This is a genomic window from Mesorhizobium sp. M0768 (genome assembly GCF_040320195.1).
Lineage (GTDB): Bacteria > Pseudomonadota > Alphaproteobacteria > Rhizobiales > Rhizobiaceae > Mesorhizobium.
In genome coordinates, this window is sequence record NZ_JAMYPD010000018.1 from 56,952 (window position 1) to 73,869 (window position 16,918).

Annotated in this window: 19 protein-coding genes and 1 pseudogene; 8 read left to right on the forward strand and 12 right to left on the reverse strand. The window is 62.0% G+C overall.

Translation table 11 applies throughout. The features are described from left to right. Positions 1-104: 104 nt before the first annotated feature. From NKI08_RS21615 to NKI08_RS21630, 4 genes and pseudogenes are all read left to right on the forward strand, one after another. Positions 105-743, forward strand: a complete 639-nt coding sequence (locus NKI08_RS21615) for a hypothetical protein (protein ID WP_352772029.1) — start codon at positions 105-107, stop codon at positions 741-743. Further along, a complete protein-coding gene (locus NKI08_RS21620; RefSeq protein WP_292657573.1) occupies positions 740-1,135 on the forward strand; it encodes a phage holin family protein in 396 nt (131 codons plus the stop codon). The genes NKI08_RS21615 and NKI08_RS21620 overlap by 4 nt, the downstream gene beginning before the upstream one ends. Continuing rightward, a complete protein-coding gene (locus tag NKI08_RS21625; RefSeq protein WP_352473421.1) occupies positions 1,132-2,061 on the forward strand; it encodes a hypothetical protein in 930 nt (309 codons plus the stop codon). The genes NKI08_RS21620 and NKI08_RS21625 overlap by 4 nt, the downstream gene beginning before the upstream one ends. Positions 2,062-2,428: 367 nt before the next feature. After that, positions 2,429-3,455 (forward strand): annotated as a pseudogene (locus tag NKI08_RS21630) (IS110 family RNA-guided transposase). 294 nt (positions 3,456-3,749) lie between these two features. Here the strand turns inward: NKI08_RS21630 and NKI08_RS21635 are convergent. The 11 genes from NKI08_RS21635 to NKI08_RS21685 all read right to left on the reverse strand — a co-directional run bounded on the left by NKI08_RS21635 (position 3,750) and on the right by NKI08_RS21685 (position 13,910). Beyond that, positions 3,750-4,271, reverse strand: a complete 522-nt coding sequence (locus NKI08_RS21635) for a ferritin-like domain-containing protein (protein ID WP_352472854.1) — start codon at positions 4,269-4,271, stop codon at positions 3,750-3,752. Between the two features lie 526 nt (positions 4,272-4,797). Then, a complete protein-coding gene (locus NKI08_RS21640) occupies positions 4,798-5,211 on the reverse strand; it encodes a c-type cytochrome (RefSeq protein ID WP_352472855.1) in 414 nt (137 codons plus the stop codon). After that, positions 5,192-6,076: a cytochrome c oxidase assembly protein gene (locus tag NKI08_RS21645; RefSeq protein ID WP_352472856.1), complete on the reverse strand. Its 885-nt coding sequence runs from the start codon at positions 6,074-6,076 to the stop codon at positions 5,192-5,194. The genes NKI08_RS21640 and NKI08_RS21645 overlap by 20 nt, the downstream gene beginning before the upstream one ends. Continuing rightward, positions 6,073-6,414 carry a hypothetical protein gene (locus NKI08_RS21650; protein WP_352472927.1) on the reverse strand — a complete coding sequence of 114 codons (342 nt, stop codon included), beginning with the start codon at positions 6,412-6,414 and terminating at the stop codon, positions 6,073-6,075. Before NKI08_RS21650 ends, NKI08_RS21645 begins: the two co-directional genes overlap by 4 nt. A 1-nt stretch (position 6,415) precedes the next feature. Further along, positions 6,416-7,021 (reverse strand): cytochrome c oxidase subunit 3, encoded by a 606-nt coding sequence (locus tag NKI08_RS21655; RefSeq protein WP_352472857.1) that lies wholly within the window; start codon positions 7,019-7,021, stop codon positions 6,416-6,418. Further along, positions 7,018-8,994 carry a cytochrome c oxidase subunit I gene (ctaD, locus tag NKI08_RS21660; protein WP_352472858.1) on the reverse strand — a complete coding sequence of 659 codons (1,977 nt, stop codon included), beginning with the start codon at positions 8,992-8,994 and terminating at the stop codon, positions 7,018-7,020. The genes NKI08_RS21655 and ctaD overlap by 4 nt, the downstream gene beginning before the upstream one ends. Beyond that, positions 8,991-9,965 carry a cytochrome c oxidase subunit II gene (gene coxB / locus NKI08_RS21665; protein WP_352472859.1) on the reverse strand — a complete coding sequence of 325 codons (975 nt, stop codon included), beginning with the start codon at positions 9,963-9,965 and terminating at the stop codon, positions 8,991-8,993. The genes ctaD and coxB overlap by 4 nt, the downstream gene beginning before the upstream one ends. A gap of 38 nt (positions 9,966-10,003) precedes the next feature. Beyond that, positions 10,004-10,537, reverse strand: coding sequence for a c-type cytochrome (locus tag NKI08_RS21670; protein WP_352472860.1), 534 nt, complete (start codon positions 10,535-10,537; stop codon positions 10,004-10,006). A 1-nt stretch (position 10,538) separates the two neighbouring features. After that, the gene (locus NKI08_RS21675; RefSeq protein ID WP_352472861.1) at positions 10,539-11,402 is read right to left on the reverse strand and encodes a substrate-binding domain-containing protein; all 864 of its coding nucleotides are present in this window, start codon (positions 11,400-11,402) and stop codon (positions 10,539-10,541) included. Next, positions 11,383-13,185, reverse strand: coding sequence for a methanol/ethanol family PQQ-dependent dehydrogenase (locus tag NKI08_RS21680; protein ID WP_352680941.1), 1,803 nt, complete (start codon positions 13,183-13,185; stop codon positions 11,383-11,385). The genes NKI08_RS21675 and NKI08_RS21680 overlap by 20 nt, the downstream gene beginning before the upstream one ends. A gap of 59 nt (positions 13,186-13,244) precedes the next feature. Next, the gene (locus tag NKI08_RS21685; RefSeq protein WP_352472863.1) at positions 13,245-13,910 is read right to left on the reverse strand and encodes a GlcG/HbpS family heme-binding protein; all 666 of its coding nucleotides are present in this window, start codon (positions 13,908-13,910) and stop codon (positions 13,245-13,247) included. Positions 13,911-14,220: 310 nt separating this feature from the next. On the opposite strand from NKI08_RS21685, the gene NKI08_RS21690 reads away from it, so the two are divergent. From NKI08_RS21690 to NKI08_RS21705, 4 genes are all read left to right on the forward strand, one after another. Then, positions 14,221-15,051, forward strand: a complete 831-nt coding sequence (locus NKI08_RS21690; protein ID WP_352472864.1) for an SIR2 family NAD-dependent protein deacylase — start codon at positions 14,221-14,223, stop codon at positions 15,049-15,051. Between the two features lie 118 nt (positions 15,052-15,169). After that, positions 15,170-15,328, forward strand: a complete 159-nt coding sequence (locus tag NKI08_RS21695; protein WP_352472865.1) for a hypothetical protein — start codon at positions 15,170-15,172, stop codon at positions 15,326-15,328. Between the two features lie 4 nt (positions 15,329-15,332). Beyond that, positions 15,333-15,965: a LysE family translocator gene (locus NKI08_RS21700; RefSeq protein ID WP_352472866.1), complete on the forward strand. Its 633-nt coding sequence runs from the start codon at positions 15,333-15,335 to the stop codon at positions 15,963-15,965. 84 nt (positions 15,966-16,049) lie between these two features. Continuing rightward, complete coding sequence (locus tag NKI08_RS21705; RefSeq protein WP_352472867.1) at positions 16,050-16,547, forward strand: hypothetical protein; 498 nt, start codon at positions 16,050-16,052, stop codon at positions 16,545-16,547. Positions 16,548-16,588: 41 nt separating this feature from the next. On the opposite strand, the gene NKI08_RS21710 is transcribed toward NKI08_RS21705, so the two are convergent. After that, entirely contained in the window at positions 16,589-16,888 is a 300-nt protein-coding gene (locus tag NKI08_RS21710) for a DUF982 domain-containing protein (RefSeq protein ID WP_352472868.1), read from the reverse strand. Positions 16,889-16,918: the final 30 nt, after the last annotated feature.

Sequence of the window (16,918 nt, forward strand, 5' to 3'; positions counted from 1 at the left end):
CGCAGTGGAGGAGATTGCGCCATGAACAGTGTTATTTATCTCATCGGCTTCGTCGTCGTCGTGCTTGCGATCCTCTCCTTCCTCGGATTCCACTAGGAGACACCATGCAGGACCAGGACGATCAGGGCCGTCAGACGGCCGATTTCGAGACAGCCAGAAGCGAGCTTTCGGAAAGACTACAGCGAGAAAAGCAGACCGCGACGGAAGCGCTCCACGATGCGCGTGACGAGATCACCAGGAAAGCCGGAGACTACGCATCGGAAGCAAAGCAAGCATTGTTCAACAAGGCGGAGGGAACGCAGCGCGACGTGAGCGCCAATCTGAAGGCCTTCAGCGGCGCATTGCGCGCGGCAAGCGAGCATCTTGCCAATAATGATCAACGGACCGCTTCGAAATTCGCCCTTGACGCCGCAGGCGGGCTCGAGCGGCTTTCCTCGTCCCTGAAGGATAAACCGTTCGACGAGGTGCTTGGCGAAATTCAGTCGTTCGGCCGCGAAAACTCGGGGGCGCTGATCGCCGGTTCGGTATTGGCAGGCCTGGCGCTGGGGCGGTTCATCAAGAGCTCGCCGCCCTCTGCCCAAGCCGGAGCACCGCGCCGGTCGGGAGCAGGCCGGGCGCCCGAGACCGGTCCTAGCTCGAATGAGTTCGGAGGGCGATCGGCAGAGGCAGTGGAGCCGGCCCCGCTAGTATCCGATCAGTCCGGCGATGACTGGGCCAATGCAAGCCTGGAGCAAAACCCATGACTGACAATCAGGACACTCGCAGCCTGACAACCCTTGTCAGCGATCTGGCACAGCAGGTCACAACACTGCTTCAAACCGAAAGCAGGCTGTTGCGGGCTGAAATGTCGGAAAAGGTAAGCAAGGCCGGCGCCGGCGCCGTGGAGGTAATGGGAGGCGCCATTTGCCTGCTCGCCGCCCTGATGGTGCTTTTGCAGGCGCTGGTGATTGCCTTGGCGAGCGCCGGGCTGGGAGCCGGATGGTCCTCGCTGCTCGTCGGCGTCGTGGTGGCAGTACTGGGCGTCATACTCTTGCGCTCCGGCAAGGCAAGCATGGCTCCCTCAGAGTTGACCCCCGACCGGACACAAGACCAACTTAAACGCGACGCACGCGTGATCAAGGAACAGATAAGATGACCGACAAATCCGCAGCCGAGTTGGAACGCGATGCTGATATTGCTCGCGCCAGAGTGGCAGATACCGCAGACTCGATCCGCAGCAAGATGACACCGGGCCAACTGATCGACGAATTCACCGGGATGTTCAGCGGCGAGGGATCCGCCATGCTCAGCAATCTTAAGACTCAGGTCAGGGACAATCCGTTGCCGCTTACATTGGTCGGCGCGGGCCTGGCCTGGCTGATGCTTGGCAAGGGCACGTCGGTAGACAGTTCAGCACTTGGTGCCTATTCGACCAGCAGGGAACCTGACGGCAGCCGAACCTTCTCTGACCAGCGGAGCTTGGGCGGGGCCTGGCAGGACTCAAGCGGCGATGAGTACGGTGCCGAGAGCGAAGATTCCGCCGGCTCCATGCTCTCCGATGCCGCTCGTTCGGTTGCTTCCGTGGCAGGCGGTGGGACTGAGGCTGTCGCAGACGTTGCGAGCGGCGCCAAAGAAAGATTAAGAAGCACGGCCGGGCAGTTCGGCTCGAGCGCCAACGATATGGCGGGGCGGGTGCGGCAGTCGACGCGAGACCTGTTCCAGCGCGAACCTCTGGCAATGGCCGCGGTGGGCCTTGCCGTGGGCACCGCCATCGGCGTGATGCTGCCTCACACCGCCGCGGAAGACGAACAACTCGGCCCCTACCGCGACAAGCTTCGTGACAGTGCCGAGGAGCTCTTTGAAGAAGGCGTGGAACAAGCCAAGCAGGTCGCCGCCGAAGCATATGAGACTGTAAAAGAAGAGGCTGACCGACAGGGTTCCAGCAGCGACGCCGAGACCTTGGTCGACCGCGTCGAGAAAGTCGTGAAAAAGACGGCAAGCAAAACTGAGGAAGCGATTCGCGATCGTTTGCCGGAGACCGACGAGGTTCCCAGTTCGAACGATTCTCCCGAAACAACGTGATAGCGCTGCGGTCGTTCGTGGCGATTCCGACCACGGGCCGCCTCGCGGTTGGCACATCGAAGTCGGCTAGGAGTCCGCAACCTTCCGCAGACAAATATGATCGCGGCGCTCAAGTCATTAGCCGAGGCGCTCCGGTCCGTTCCGATTCTTCGCTCTGAATCCGTTCGGTTCGTCGGGCTGCATGAAGCGTGTCTGGCCAACGGGCCTCAGCAGCACTGTCCATTCTGAAAAAAAACAACCACATGGGGTAATCGCGGGAGCGACGCGCCCTGGAACCGATCATAGCCTTGGAGGGTGGCTGTTCCCCGATAAGATGAAATACGGGCTCACGACTGGACGCCGGGCCCAGCATCAACGGAGAACAGCCATGGAAGAACATATCGGTCTCGACGTGTCGATGAAAGAGACGGCGGTGTCGATCCGCCGTGAAGGCGAACGGATCTGGCGCGGGAAGTGCGCATCTGATCCCAGGATCATTGCCGAGCTTGTCCGCAAGCGGGCGCCGGCCGCAAAGCGCGTCGTGTTCGAAACCGGCCCGCTGTCAGTTTGGTTCTATCATGCGCTGCGCGCCGAGGGATTGCCAGCCATCTGCATCGATGCGCGCAATGCCAAAGCCGCTCTCGATATGGCGGCGAACAAGACGGATGCGAATGACGCCGATGGTTTGGCGCGTCTTGCTGAAGCAGGATTCTTTCGCGAGGTGCGCGTGAAAGGCTTCGACAGTATGTTGACCCGCACGCTCGTGGCAGCATGCACTCGGCTGGTCCGGATCACCGTCGAGCTTTCCAACCAGATCCGAGGGATCATGAAAACGTTCGGCTTGCTCGTTCCCGCCGGTAAGGGAACTACATTCGAAAAGAATGTCCGGAGCCTTCTTATCGATCAGAGCGAGCTTGCTCCTGTCGTCCTACCGATGTTGGAAGCCTGGTGCAGCATTCGCATCCGTGCCGCCGAGCTTGGGCGCCAGCTTGTCGCAGATGCACGTCAAAGCCAAGCATGCCGCATACTCATGTCGATCCCCGGCATCGGCGCCATTACCGCAACCTCTTTCGCCACGGCCATTGAAGATCCGGGCAACTTCAAGAAGTCCCGCTCTGTTGCCGCTTGGATCGGCCTGACAACTCGCCGCTACCAATCGGGAGAAGTCGATTATGACGGCCATATATCCCGACGCGGCGATCGACATTTGCGGGGACTTCTCTATGAGGCTGCGGCGGTCATCCTGACACGCAGCTCGATCGACAGCAGCCTGCGCACGTGGGGCCTCAGGCTCCGGGAGAGGGTTTGGCTTCAAACGAGCTGCCGTGGCTGTGGCGCGCAAACTGGCGGTGATAATGCATTCGATGCTCAAGACCGGTGAGTTCTTTGATCGAAATGCAGGCGCCACAGCATGAAATCTTGCGAATAGCGTTCAGGATCTGAGCGCCTGAGACGTCCCTGCCGGGACGTGAGCCGAGCCATTCCGCTGATGGGATTGCACCGCTGTCTCAGCAAAGTGCGTCGTCCACATTGAAGGCTCGTCCGCGGAGCTCCATCATGCGGCGACTGATGTCGACCGCGAAGACAACCATGCACCCGGCAGCGTCGTCTCAACGCAATTACATGCTTGACGTCCCAGCGGCGATTAGACAACCCCGTCAATTCGACAGGGGTGGTTGCTAGGAATTCCTCTCGGCCCGCCGGGCGGCCTAACTCTTGGCGGTCTCTCCCGCCTCACGCAGCCTGGCGTATTGCAAGGTGACACCGCGCAGGTTCTGCCTCAACCAGTCGGCCATTTTCTCTTCTTCGCTGAGATTCTGCTGAAGGGAATTGGTTGCCTGACTAAACCCTCCGGCCTCGGCGAGTACGAGCAACGAGTTGTAAGCGGCGATCTCGTAATTTTCGAATGCAAAGTTGGCGAAGCTGTTCTTGAGGATTTCGTCGCCGGCTACGGAATGTCCCATCGCGGCCATGCTGCCGACCATCGACATGGCCGTGTCCTTCAATGTGGAATGGTCCTCACCGAGGCCATCCAGAATGGATTCCAGGCGGGCCATCTGCCCTTCGGTCTCCGTGATATGCTGCTGCAGGCGGTCGGCGACCTGCGGATAGTTCTCGATCCGCTTGACCTGAGGTTTCATGATCGACAGTGCCTGGTTCTCCATGGCGTGGGCGTTGCGCAGCCCGACAATGAAGATCGAGCGGGTTTCGGAATTGACATCAGTATCCATAGGATTTCCTCGCGGTTTGACGTGTAGAACCAAACCGTGGCTATGCCGATTTGTTCCTGGCGAGGTGTTGACTGTCGAGCTTTTACACCTAACCCTGCTCTTCAAGAAGTGCAGCATAAACAGCTCTCACAACCTGCGACAGTACGTCGAAAGCATAGCCGATATGCAAACGGTCGCACGGCGTATGGTAGTCTCGTTCCCCACCATATTGAGGGTAGGAATGTTGCCCACATCGGCGTGTTGCGGACGACGACGTCGGACCGGACTCGGCCCCCTCGCCAAAGAAGCTCATATCCGAGATGCCCGCGAAACAATCCGCACCAGCAGATTGCCCGGGCCATAGCGGGCGCTCGCGTCGGCCGCGATGTGCGACGCGACCGCGGGCAGCCTCGCCGATGCGGGCCGGTTCCGAAAGGTTCGTCGGCAAGCAAGGCATCGAGCCGAAGGCGGTGACGATTGCCGGTCCGGCAAACCGGCATCGGTAGACTGCCGGCAGTGTTTGATCTCGACTAGGCGAGCAACGATGTCATTTCAGCGAATAGAGGTAGGCAGCGACGTCCCGCGCCTCCTGATCGGAAATTCTGGTCGAAGGCATTGCCGTATGCGGATTGATCTCCCTTGCCGCACGGATCCAGCGGATCAGGTTCTCCGGCCTATTGCGCAAGACGCCGCCGACATAGACCCGGGTGGCCAGGCTTGCGTCGAGGCGTGGACCGACTAACCCTTGCGCGCCGGGAACGCCGGTGATGGTGTGGCAACCGGCGCAGCCATTGGCCATCATGATCGGAATGGCGCGGGCGCCGACGCCGCCGGTCGCATTGTCGGCCTTCTGCTCGACCCGACGGCTTTGCTCGAAGTACAACAAAATCCCGGCCAGGGCTGCAACGAGCACGACAATAACCGCAGCGCCGATTACGGCTTTAGACAGCGTGAAGCGCATGCGACGCCTCCCGGTCCTTTCGGCTGCTCGAGCGGATCCACAGGCCGGCCAGCAGCAACGCCGCGCCGCCATAGATCAGGCCGGCCGGAACCCACATGACCAGACCGGCGAGTTGCTGGTCCTCGAGCGGGCTAAGATTCCATAGGTCTGCGCCTGCGCCATTTTCCGGATACCACAGCCTTGGCGAGACCAGGAGCAGCACTCCGAGCAGGCCAGTGTGCAGCGACGTGAAGAAGAGGTGCATGACTGCGCTGCCACAGGCTTGTTCGCGGCCTGAACGCGGCAGCAGGACCCACCAGAACAGCAGGCCGGAACCGAAGAAGCTGGCATGTTGCGCGTAATGCAGGACACCCTGTGCAAGCGCCGCCTCGAACAGCGCCGGAATATGCCATGCCCATATGGCGACGCCGTGCAGGACGGTGGCCGTTACAGGGCGGCTGATGGTGGCCCAAACCGCCTGCAGCATCTTCGCGTGCCCGGCTGCGCCAAATGCCAGCCGCAGCTTGATCGGCAATGCCCACATCATCGCCGCCGCCGGCCGGGAGGCGACCAGCAGGGGTGCCGCCACCGCCATCAACAGTTCGTGCTCGATCATGTGGGCGGTGAAGACCCGCTCACCCAATGCATGGAGCGGACTGACCAGTGCTGCCGCCAAAATGGCCCAGCCGGTCGCAAACAGCAGGGCTTGCCGCAACCGCAACGGGCGGCTGCGGGCACTCCGCCGCCACAGCCGAAAGGCGCCTGCCGCGTAAAGCAGTGCGACCATGGTTAGCGGCAGCGTGATCGGCAACGCCAGCGTCCAGCCGGCCTGCGCGGCGCCGGCACCGTAGCAGATCGTGGTAGAGAAGAGCGCGTCGAAGCTCATCGCAGGCAGCCGTCAAGAATGAGCGAGGCGGCGCCTTGCATGACAATTACCAGCGCAAACAGCACCGCGCTGAGAATGCCGATATTGGCGACGAAATCCTCGGTGCCGCGCGTACGATCCGGTTTAAAGGCGGCGCCACCTTGCTGGCGCGCCCGCCACGAAAGCACGCCGCCGAGCAGGGCCAGCACTGTCAGCACCAGCGCAATGACCAGTATGAGGGGAACGCCGTGGGCGCACTGCCACTCCACGAACGCATAGTTCAGCTGCGTCGACACCGCCCAGGCCAAAGGCCCGGACAACAGCCCGCCCCATGATGTGCCCAAGCGAAGCGCACGCATCTCAGTCAAGCCTCGGCATCCAGTAGATCAACAGATAGATCGGGATCCAAGTCGCGACCACGAAATCCCAGTAGAAGACGTTGTCGCCAACGTCCCCGAAACGCCGGCCGTTATAGCCATGGCGCGTGAACATCAGGACCGTCAGCACCAGCGTGTCGCCGACGTCGGTAATCAGATGCGTTGTGTGGAGGCCGAGCAGGACCCACAGCATTGAGCCGTACGCATTGGTATCCCAATAGATGTTGAGGGCCGGAAATTCGAACCACCGCACGACAAGCGGTGCGATACCGAGCAGCGACATGACGATCAGGCCGATGCGCACGGGCACCATGGCACAGGCTTCGGCATAGCGGTTCAGTATGTGGTTGGGTACCACGCTGGCGAGCAGCAACAGCGTGACGATGGTGCCTGGCCAATGGTTGGGCGGCGGCACGCCCAGCGGCCATTCGGGCGACAGATAGGCAAGGTAAAGATAGGCGCCTGCGGCGAGCGCGAACCCAGTGCCCTCCAGCGCCATGAAGGCGAGAGTGCCCCACCAGGTCGGGCTGCGTGGTCCGAGCCCGAAGGTCGGGAGTTGGGAAAGATCGGCGGTAGGGCGCTGTTTCATTCCTCATCCTCCGGGTCGCCTTTCGGCCAGAACCAGCCGATCAGAGTGATGGCGATCGGCCCGGCTCCCCAGACCACCGCCCACGGGCTGAAGATCGAATAGAGAAAGGTGGCGCCGACGGCGAGCGCGGCGAACAATGGCCAGATCGACGGTGTCGCCGACTTCTCGCGCACATCTGGATGCGCCTCTGCCACGGTCGATATGACAAGTTCGCGCGCGTCGACGCGAAGCCCGGTCGCGACAGGCAGCGTGTCACGTTCGGCCCAGAGCGGCTCGGCGTGGGTAACCACCGGGATCCGAGCGAAATTATAGCTCGGCGGTGGAGAGCTCGTCGCCCATTCCAGCGTGCCAGCATTCCAGGGATTGTCCCCCGCCGGGGCGCCCCTCGAGGCGCTGTACACCAGGTTTATAGTGAACAGAACGAAGCTTAGGAACAGGATGACCGCGCCGGCTGTGATGAACAGGTTGATGTTGCCCCAGCCGAGTTCCACCGGATAGGTGTAGACCCGCCGCGGCATGCCCCACAGGCCGACAATGTGCATCGGAAAGAACGCCGCATTGAAGCCTAGGAAGGCAAGCCAGAAGTGCCAGCGTCCGAGACGTTCGCTCATCATCCGGCCGGTGATCTTGGGGAACCAGAAATAGGTCGCGCCGAGCAGCGGGAACACCGACCCGCCGATCAGCACGTAATGGAAATGCGCGACCACGAAATAGGTGTCGTGCACTTGCAGGTCCAATGGCACCGACGCCAGCATCACCCCAGTCAGGCCGCCCGCGACGAACGTGAAGAAGAAGCCGAACACAAACAGCAGCGGCGTCCGGATTATCGGGCGTCCGTCCCACAATGTCGCCAGCCAGCAGAAGATCTGCAGCCCGTTCGGGATGGCGATCAGCATGCTTGAGGCGGTGAAGAAGCTCGCGCCGAGCTTGGGCAGACCGGTTGCGAACATGTGGTGAACCCACAGGCCGAACGACAGAAAGCCGACCGCGATCAAGGCCAGTACCATGCCCAGATAGCCGAATACCGGACGCCGGGCGAAAGCGGCGATGATCGAGGACACCACGCCGGTAGCCGGCAGGAATATGATGTAGACTTCGGGGTGGCCGAAGAACCAGAACAGGTGCTGGAACAGCAAAACGTCGCCGCCCTCGGCGGGATTGAAGATATGGGTGCCGACCAGCCGGTCGAGGATCAGGAACGTCGACGTGATCATGACCGCCGGCATGGCGAACACGATTACGAAAGAGGTGACCAGCATCGCCCAGACGTAGAGCGGAATCTTATCGAGCGACATGCCCGGCGCACGCTGCTTCAGCACGGTTACGATGGTGGCGACCGCGACCGCCAGCGATGACACTTCGGTGTAAGTGATCATCTGCGCCCACACGTCGGAACGCTTGCCTGGCCCAAATTCAGGACCGGACAGCGGCACGTAGGAGAACCAGCCGACGTCGGGCGCCATGTCGAGTGCAAACGACACCCAAGCGAAGAGGCCACCGGAGAGATAAATCCAGAAGCTGAATGCATTGAGGCGCGGAAAGGCGATATTGCGGGTGCCGACCATCAGTGGCACGAGGTAGATGCCGGTCGCCTGAACGATCGGCACTGCAAACAGGAACATCATGGTCACGCCATGCATGGTGAACAGCTGGTTGTAGCGGTCGGGCCCGATCAGCCCACGCTCCGGCCCCGACAGTTGGATGCGCATGGCAACGGCGCTGAGGCCACCGAGGCACAGGAAGACGAAAGCGGTGATCAGGTAGCGCCGCGCGACAATTTTGTGGTCGACGCTCGAGAGCGCACCGATGATGCCTGGCGCCGTCTGCCATGTCCGCGCCAACCAGCCGTCAAGGCTGGCGTCGTCGAGGCCGGTATCACGAGGACCGTCGCGCTCGGGAGCTAGGTCACCCTTTTGTGCTGCGGCGCGTTGCTGGGCGAGGTCACGCCCATGGGCCAGGTCGGCGCTACTCATTTCAAGCCCTCGAGATAGGCTACGATTGCATTCAGCTCGTCCCCGTTCAGTCCCACCACGGGCATGTGGGCACCTGGCTTGATCCCTTGCGGATCGGCTATCCAGGCTGCGAGATTGCCCCGGCTCATCGCCAGCGTTCCGGCAGCGAGCGTCCGCCGGCTTGCGATATGTGTAAGGTCGGGAGCGACCGTACCGCCGGCGATGGTGCCGCCGATCTTGTGGCACATCACGCATGGCCGTTTGAGGAACAGGTCGTGGCCGGTTTTGGCCTCGGCCGACACGGGGGCGGCCGCCGGCCGCAGCTGATCGTTCAGCCAGGCGTCGAATACAGGCCGAGGTTCGGCGATGATGAAGGTGCTCATATTGGCATGCTGCGCGCCACAGAACTCGGCGCACTGGCCGCGATAGACGCCGGGTTTGTCCGCCTTCAGATCGAGAACGTTCTCGTGGCCTGGAATGAGGTCCAGCTTGCCCGAGAGGTTCGGGACCCAGAAGGAATGGATGACGTCGGTCGAGGTCACTACAAGCCGCACCGGCTCGCCCGCCGGGATGTGGATTTCATTGGCGGTCGTCAGGATGCGGTTCGGCTGATCATTTTCGTAGCGCACCTCCCACCACCATTGATGTCCGGTCACCCGGATCGTCAGCGCCGCATCCGAGCCGATAGCAGCGAGCGTCCGGTTGGCGAAGTAGCTCAGCAGGGTCAGGCCTACCAGGATCAGGGCGGTAGCGGCGAGTGCGGCGACGACAATTCGCATCTTGCTGCGCTCGGCGGCAGCGTCGAGTACAAGTGGATCGCCGAGCGGCGCCGCGCGCCGGGCCAATGGCATGATCAGCACAGCCAGCACTAGAAGCCAGACCACCGTGCACAGCGCGGTGAAGAACCAGATCAGCCACGCAAGCTCACCCGCGGCCGAGCCTTTTGGGTCGAGCGCCGATTGCCAGCCGCTGCATCCTGCAAGGAGCAGCATGAAGGCTGCGCCGCAGCACACCCTGCAAACAAGGCGGTTCACGGCGACTTCCCCAGAGTCGCGGCATCCGGCAGGCGATTTTCGGATGGATGGGGCATCATGTCGTCGTCGCGGCTCGGCGCAGCGGATTTTGGCGCGTTGCCGCTCAACGCGCGGACGAAGGCGGCAAGCTCCCAGATCTGGTCGTCCGGGATCTTGTCGCGGAAGCTCGGCATGCCGTTTGGCCGACCGTCCCTGATCGTGGCGTGGATGCTTTCGATCGAGCTGCCATAGAGCCACTTCTTGTCCATAAGGGCCGGGCCCATGCCGCCACCGCCATTGGCATGGCAACCGGAACAGTTGAACCAGTTGAACAGACGCTTGCCCTCGCTGAGGTGGAAGGCGTTGGCCTCGAACACGCCGGCCTTGGTATCGGACGAGGCCGGCCGTTGGCCGCCCGGCTCGAGGGCCGTCACGGCTGCCGGTTGGTCGCCCGAGCCGAGCGCCGACTGTGGACGCGTGTCGCGTTCCTCACGCTGGCACCCGGAAACCGCGAGGATCGCGAACACCAGCAAGGGAAGACCGCGCTTCATTTCAAGGCGCTCCGACAGGATCGAGGCGGGGCACCTGGTAGGCCGCCAGGATCGCGTCGATCTCGTCGCGGTGTCTGGTCAGGGCGGCGTTCACCTCGTTGCGCAGCGTATCGTCGCCACGGCGCACGCCCATCGAGATGTCGTAGATCATCGGCAGTTGCGGGCCGTCCACGCGCGGCGAAACCGGCGTGATCCGCAGCGCCACCTTCTGCTTGGATGCGAAGTAGCCGGCCAACGGTCCCCAGACGACGGCCATGTCGATGTCGCCATTCGCGACCGCCTCAATAATGCGCGCTGGCGGGTTCGGCGCCGAATAGTCGCCATAGACGGGGAAACCGATGAGATGGCCGACGATGCCGCGGCGGCCAAGCGCCTGGACGGGCGGCGAGTTGGCGCCGTCGTCGCCGATCAGTTGGACGCCGATGTGCAGATCGCGCAGGCGAGGATCGTTGAAGGACGTGATTTCTGGCACATCCTTGCGTGTCACGAACACATAGGAAGACCGGTAGTAGGGCGCGGTCGTGCGCAGCATCTCGAGATTGACGGGCGTGCCGGGCACCAGATCGCACAAGCCGGCTTTCAGCGTGTTGCGGACGAAGCCGCGCCGCTGTGCCCACCACGTGTAGGACACCGTCGCACCAAGCTCCCCGGCGACGAGTTCGGCAATCTTGTTTTCAAAGCCTTCCCTGGCGGCATTGGAGAACGGCATGTTGTTGGGATCGGCGCAGATCCTCAGCTCGCGCGCATCGGCAAGGGTGGCGACAAGCGAGAGCGCCAGTGCGCCAACCGCGACGGCTAACCGCCGCGAACGCGTTCTCCGTGGCCGCGCAACTCGGCCGATCGTCTCAAGGCAGCCGGAACACATACAGCGTACCTCCCGGCGTGGTTACATCCTTCAGATCTTTCATGACGTTGACGAAGCCGAGCGCGGCGGTGGCGTCGCGCGGATCGAGATCGCCGGATACGATCGCGCCGGCCCAGCCGCCGACACCCGAAAGGATCGCAACATATTGGTGCCCGTCCGGGCCGCGATAGGTGATCGGCTGGCCGATGATGCCGGACGACGTTTTGAACTGCCACAGCAGTTCGCCGGTCCTGGCGCTGACCGCCTTGAACCAGCCTTCCATGGTGCCATAGAACACGACGTTGCCGGCGGTGGCGACGGCGCCGCTCCACACCGGAAAGTTCTCCTTCAGGCTCCACGCCGGCTTGGCGGCGGCGACATCCCAGGCGGTGAAAGCACCGCGATTGCCGCCCGGCCCGGGGATCATGCGCACGTTCATGCCGACGTAGGGCGTGCCGGCGATGTAATTCACCTCGACGCCCTCTTCGTCCATGCAGAGATTGTTGTGCGGGATGTAGAGCAGACCGGTCTTGGGCGAGAATGCCGAAGGCTGCCAGTCCTTGAGGCCGGACGCGGTCGGGCAGATGTCGCGCACGACCTTGCCGGTGCCGGTTTTTTTGTCCGGATTTACAATCAGCCGGCCGGTCTTGAGGTCGACGCCCTTGCTGGAATTGACCGGCCCGAACGGCACTGCCGACAGGACCTCGCCCGTGGTGCGATCCAACAGATAGACGTAGCCGTTGCGTTCCGGCCGCACCAGCACCTTGCGGGGCTTGCCCTGCCAGGTCATGTCGAGCAGCACCTGTTCGTTGATGCCGTCGTAGTCGTGCAGATCGTGCGGGGTCCATTGATAGAACCATTTGGCTGCGCCGGTGTCGGGATCGCGGGCAAAGATGCCGGCGGTCCATTTATTGTCGCCAGGCCGCAGATCCGGATTCCACGGACCGGGATTTCCGGTGCCATGGAAGATCAGGTTGAGGTCCGGGTCATAGGAGATCCAGCCCCACACATTGCCGCCGCCGATCTTCCAGGCGTCGGGCGGCCACGACGTCACGCCGAGATCCTTGCCCTTGTCCATGTCGTAATGCGGGTTGAAATCCGGGCCGATCAGCACCTCGGTGTCCGGGCCGGTGTTGTAGGCCGTCCAGACGACGTGGCCGTCGCCGGCGTCGAGCGCCTTGATCCAGCCGCGTACGCCCATTTCGCCGCCGGAATTGCCGACCAGCACCTTCCCCTTTACCACCAGCGGCGCCATCGTGATGGTCTCGCCGACATTGATGTTGCCGATATGGGTGTTCCAGACCGGTTTGCCGGTGGCCGCATCCACGGCGATGGTGTGGCCGTCGAGCGTGTTGAAATAGATGCGCCCGTTGAAGAAGGCCGCACCGCGGTTCACCACGTCGCAACAGGCAACGCCCTGGGCGGCAGGCTCCGGATTGGGCTCGAACTTCCACTTCATCGGCGCGCCGGGCTTGGTAAGGTCAAGCGCATAGAGGATGTTGGGAAACGGCGTCACTATGTACATCGTGTTGCCGACCACCAGGGGCGCAGCCTCCTGGCCCTTGTTGACGCCGGTCGAGAAGGTGAAGGCCACCTGCAGGGTCTTGACGTTGTCTTCGGTGATTTCCGCGAGATCGCTGTAGCGGGTCGAGGCGTAGTTCTTTGCCGGCATCGCCCACTGGCCGTCGTCGGGCGGAGCGGCTGCGGCCGGCGGATTTATCGCAGGGCTTGACGTTGACTGAGCAACCGCCGCGGTAATCAGCGCGAAGCCCGCCAGCAGCGTCCATCCCAGCATCGCAGCCATAGACCTTTTTCCCCCGTTGGCTGACACACTGGTTTGCACGGCCACCTGTCGCACTTTCTTCATTTGTGTATTGACCCGCCCACGCCGGCGCCGAGCTCCGCCGCCACGTCCGCCTCACTTCCGGCACACAATGGATGCCCCCAGCCGGAGGCGCTCTTGCCGCCGGGATCGAGGTCGTAAATGATGGCGTCCTTGCGGTCTGGGTTGATGCCGGCCGGCACCTTGTCCAGCCCCAGCGCGGCGCGCACGCGCCAGGCGACATTGTGGTCGGCACAAGAGGAATCGCCGCTTATGCCAAGCGCCCCGACGATCCCCTTGGCGTCGTAAAGAGCCAGGCCGCCGCCAAATGCGACGACACCGCCGATGGGCTTTCCCAGCAACGGATCGCTGGAGCTTCCAAATGTCGAAGGATCGCCGGCATAGGCTACCGCTGGATTGACCGGATTGGTGGCCTGCAGGCCGTATAGAGGACCGCCGGGCTGCACCGGCGCATAGAGGTTCGCGGTGGACAACGCCATCTGGGCGAGGCTGAGCCCGTTGGCGGTATTGGCTTTTTCGGCGGCGATCAGCCGGCTGCCGGGCCACTGGGCGTCGGCGGTAGGCCCGCTGAACGCGACGGCGCAGACCGTTCCGTCGCGAGCCACGACTGCGGCCCATTCATGAGTATCGAAGCCGCCATTGCCCGGGCCGCCGCTTGCTTTGACGTTGGCCTTGAGAGCGGCCAACAATTTGTCGTGGTCGGCCGGGCAAGGTGCTTGAGCCCAAGCTTTTTGCTGGACGGCGCAGATCGTAAGCAGGAACAGACATAATGCTACTGAGACAATCCGATTGCGATCCATCAGCTGCGCCGTGTTTGTTGAACACTCCCAACGCGTGACAGGCGCAGAAGTGCCAAATGGAATGAAATAAATATCGGATGGGGTGAGCTAAACTCGGCGGCGGGCGCTCGGGAGGCATTCAATCCGAAATCGGAGTTATTCGCCCGGTGGTCCGGGCTCGGCTGGAACGGAGCGGTATCTATTGCAGTTGTGTCGAATGCTGTCTGCAGTCGAGCAACTGGCCCAATCGGTGAAAGAGCGACGAGCGATCCTGTTCGTTGGAGCCGGGGTGTCGATGAGCGTCGGCTTGCCGTCTTGGCAAAAGCTCATCGAGCACATGCAAAACGAGCTCGGCCTTCACGAGGACATGATAGGCGCACCAGAGGCCAGCTATCAGGCCATTGCAGAATATTACCGGCTGAAGCAGGGGAGCCTCAGCCATTTGCGCAGTTGGATGGATCGCGAATGGAGCGTCTCGCGGGAAGAAGTGCAGCGATCGGCAATCCACAAGCTGATCGTATCGCTCGATTTTCCGATCATCTACACCACCAATTATGATCGCAACCTCGAGGTGGCCTTCGAGATCCATAGCCGCCCCTTTGTCAAAGTCGCCAATGCGAAGGACTTGCCAAAGGCCACCGGCGAGGTGACGCAGATCATCAAGTTCCACGGCGATTTCGACGACGATAAATCGTTGGTCCTGGCGGAGACCGACTATTTTGAACGGCTGTCGTTCGATTCGCCGCTCGATGTGAAATTTCGAGCCGACGCGCTAGGGCGCACCATCCTGTTCATCGGCTACAGCATGTCCGACATGAACATCCGTCTGCTGCTGCATCGGCTTTGGCAGACCTGGCGCAGGTCCGGTTACGAGAAGAACCGTCCGAAATCCTTCATCTTCATGTCGCAGCCGAGCATCGTCCAGGAGGCTGTTCTCGGCCGCTGGGGCATCGATATGCTGACCGAAGAGGCCGACGATCCTGAAGACGCGCTCCTCGCATTCCTGAACGAACTCAAGGACAGGGTCGGCCGGCCGGACGGCGCGTGAGAAAACCTGCGGAAACGAATTGGTCAGGCAGTGGGAACCGGCTGATCCGATGTGAGTTCGGGAGGACTAACATAGCCGGGACCGAGCCTTGGTGGGCGCACGCAAACACAAGCGAAGAATGTATGCCAAACACGACCTGTCGGCCGAGTTGGCCTATGAGATCGATTTTTTTGCCCGCAAGTGCGGCCTGACGAGGGACGAAGCGCTCAAGATGATGCGAGATGCCGGCCAGTTGAAGGACGGCGCAAAGGCATCTTGCGAAACCGGGGCGAAGTAGCGACGTGGATCCCGCTTCGTGGACGGCTTTTGTCGGAACGGTCATCCTGATGCAGATGCCGCCGGGGCCCGACAGTCTGCTGGTGATTGCGCGCGGCATCGGGCAGGGCCGTGATGTTGCCCTGTTCACCGTCCTGGGAATGACCCTCGGCGCCGGTATGGTCCAGCTGCCGCTGCTTGCCCTCGGCATATCGTCGCTGCTCCAGGCATCGCCGTTTGCCTTTGCCATGCTTCGATGGATGGGCGCAGCCTATCTGGTTTGGCTTGGATCGCGTCTGGTGCTGCTGCCGTCGGCCGGCGTCGCCGTCGAGGAGCCCCGCAGTGTCGGGGCGCTTGTGGCCGCACGCGAAGGAATGATCGCCAATCTGATAAATCCCTGGCCGATAACCTTCATGCTAGCTTTCCTTCCACAGTTCGTCGATCCCTCCCGCGGATCGGTCACGCTGCAATTGCTGCTGCTCGGTGGCACCCAGAAAATGACCGGTGTGTTGGTGCTGGGCACATATGCACTCGCATCCGGCACGCTCGGGACCTGGGTCATGAAACGCCCGAAGGTAAGGCTCTGGCAGCAGCGCGTGGCAGGCTGCTTCGTCGTCTGTCTCGGTATCCGCATGGCAGTCGGTGGCGCGCACCGCTGAGGATCAAGCGATGCACCGGCCACCGCCGATGGAACATCCGCCGACAATTTTCGTTGACCTGCTCCACAAGGCGAGAGGTCGAACATGTCGAAGTTCCAAGCCGCTACCCCGGAGCGTTTGCAGCAGCTCAGGCTTGAGGCGACGGCGCACTTTGCGCCACTCATACTGCGCGAGGCGCTGGTGCGTCTCTGCCGGGCCTGCGGAAACGATAATCTCGACCGGTTCGAGAAGACGATGGTCGACCAAATCGAGGCATCGCGTGACGAAAAAGCCGATTTCGACACGATGAAGGAATTTGCCATCGAACAGCTCTACGGCTGGATTCGAGAGGTAAAGTCTTCACCGGACATGAAGCAGCCACTGGAGAACGTAGATACCCGAAGGACCCCCGGCCGGTCTGAAGAGCCGCAAACGCTGGAAGACCAGTTGCAGGCGGGTCTGGAGGATTCTTTCCCGGCAAGCGACCCACCGGCTGTTGTGTCCACCGCGATTCCCGGCGGATCGAAGAAGCTGGTCGGAACCGACGAGGTCCTCAGGCAGCAGCGCGAGAAAAAGGCCGAGAACGCCAATCATTCGCGATAAACCAAGCTTTGGACGGAACTGCGGGAAAACAGCGTGCCGGTTCACCCGCTGTCCGACATGAAGGCTGTCAGGCCACGCGCGTCATGCGGCTCGCCTTCGACAAGAATGTTCGCCTCCCAAGCGGCGTCGACAAATGCTTGCCGCGCTTTGCCGGCCGTAATTTCACCGGTCCGGGCGCGATTCAATACATCAGCGGCCGCCAGCGCCAGCGGAGCATTGCGCGCCGGCCATTTCTCGCTTTTCAGGCAATGTACTGCTTCGAAAACGGAACTGACCAATCGCGATCGCCCAGGCTTGCCGAAATAGATGCAAACAGGGGTATCGAACTCTGTTCTCAGCACCGTATTCCTCCCGGTTCAAGCAAGGTGGCC

Coding starts and splice junctions, on each gene's coding strand:
- NKI08_RS21615 (WP_352772029.1), top strand. CDS start 105: ATGCAGGACCAGGACGATCAGGGCCGTCAGACGGCCGATTTCGAGACA.
- NKI08_RS21620 (WP_292657573.1), top strand. CDS start 740: ATGACTGACAATCAGGACACTCGCAGCCTGACAACCCTTGTCAGCGAT.
- NKI08_RS21625 (WP_352473421.1), top strand. CDS start 1,132: ATGACCGACAAATCCGCAGCCGAGTTGGAACGCGATGCTGATATTGCT.
- NKI08_RS21635 (WP_352472854.1), bottom strand. CDS start 4,271: ATGGATACTGATGTCAATTCCGAAACCCGCTCGATCTTCATTGTCGGG.
- NKI08_RS21640 (WP_352472855.1), bottom strand. CDS start 5,211: ATGCGCTTCACGCTGTCTAAAGCCGTAATCGGCGCTGCGGTTATTGTC.
- NKI08_RS21645 (WP_352472856.1), bottom strand. CDS start 6,076: ATGAGCTTCGACGCGCTCTTCTCTACCACGATCTGCTACGGTGCCGGC.
- NKI08_RS21650 (WP_352472927.1), bottom strand. CDS start 6,414: ATGCGTGCGCTTCGCTTGGGCACATCATGGGGCGGGCTGTTGTCCGGG.
- NKI08_RS21655 (WP_352472857.1), bottom strand. CDS start 7,021: ATGAAACAGCGCCCTACCGCCGATCTTTCCCAACTCCCGACCTTCGGG.
- ctaD (WP_352472858.1), bottom strand. CDS start 8,994: ATGAGTAGCGCCGACCTGGCCCATGGGCGTGACCTCGCCCAGCAACGC.
- coxB (WP_352472859.1), bottom strand. CDS start 9,965: ATGCTGCTCCTTGCAGGATGCAGCGGCTGGCAATCGGCGCTCGACCCA.
- NKI08_RS21670 (WP_352472860.1), bottom strand. CDS start 10,537: ATGAAGCGCGGTCTTCCCTTGCTGGTGTTCGCGATCCTCGCGGTTTCC.
- NKI08_RS21675 (WP_352472861.1), bottom strand. CDS start 11,402: ATGTGTTCCGGCTGCCTTGAGACGATCGGCCGAGTTGCGCGGCCACGG.
- NKI08_RS21680 (WP_352680941.1), bottom strand. CDS start 13,185: ATGGCTGCGATGCTGGGATGGACGCTGCTGGCGGGCTTCGCGCTGATT.
- NKI08_RS21690 (WP_352472864.1), top strand. CDS start 14,221: ATGCTGTCTGCAGTCGAGCAACTGGCCCAATCGGTGAAAGAGCGACGA.
- NKI08_RS21695 (WP_352472865.1), top strand. CDS start 15,170: ATGTATGCCAAACACGACCTGTCGGCCGAGTTGGCCTATGAGATCGAT.
- NKI08_RS21705 (WP_352472867.1), top strand. CDS start 16,050: ATGTCGAAGTTCCAAGCCGCTACCCCGGAGCGTTTGCAGCAGCTCAGG.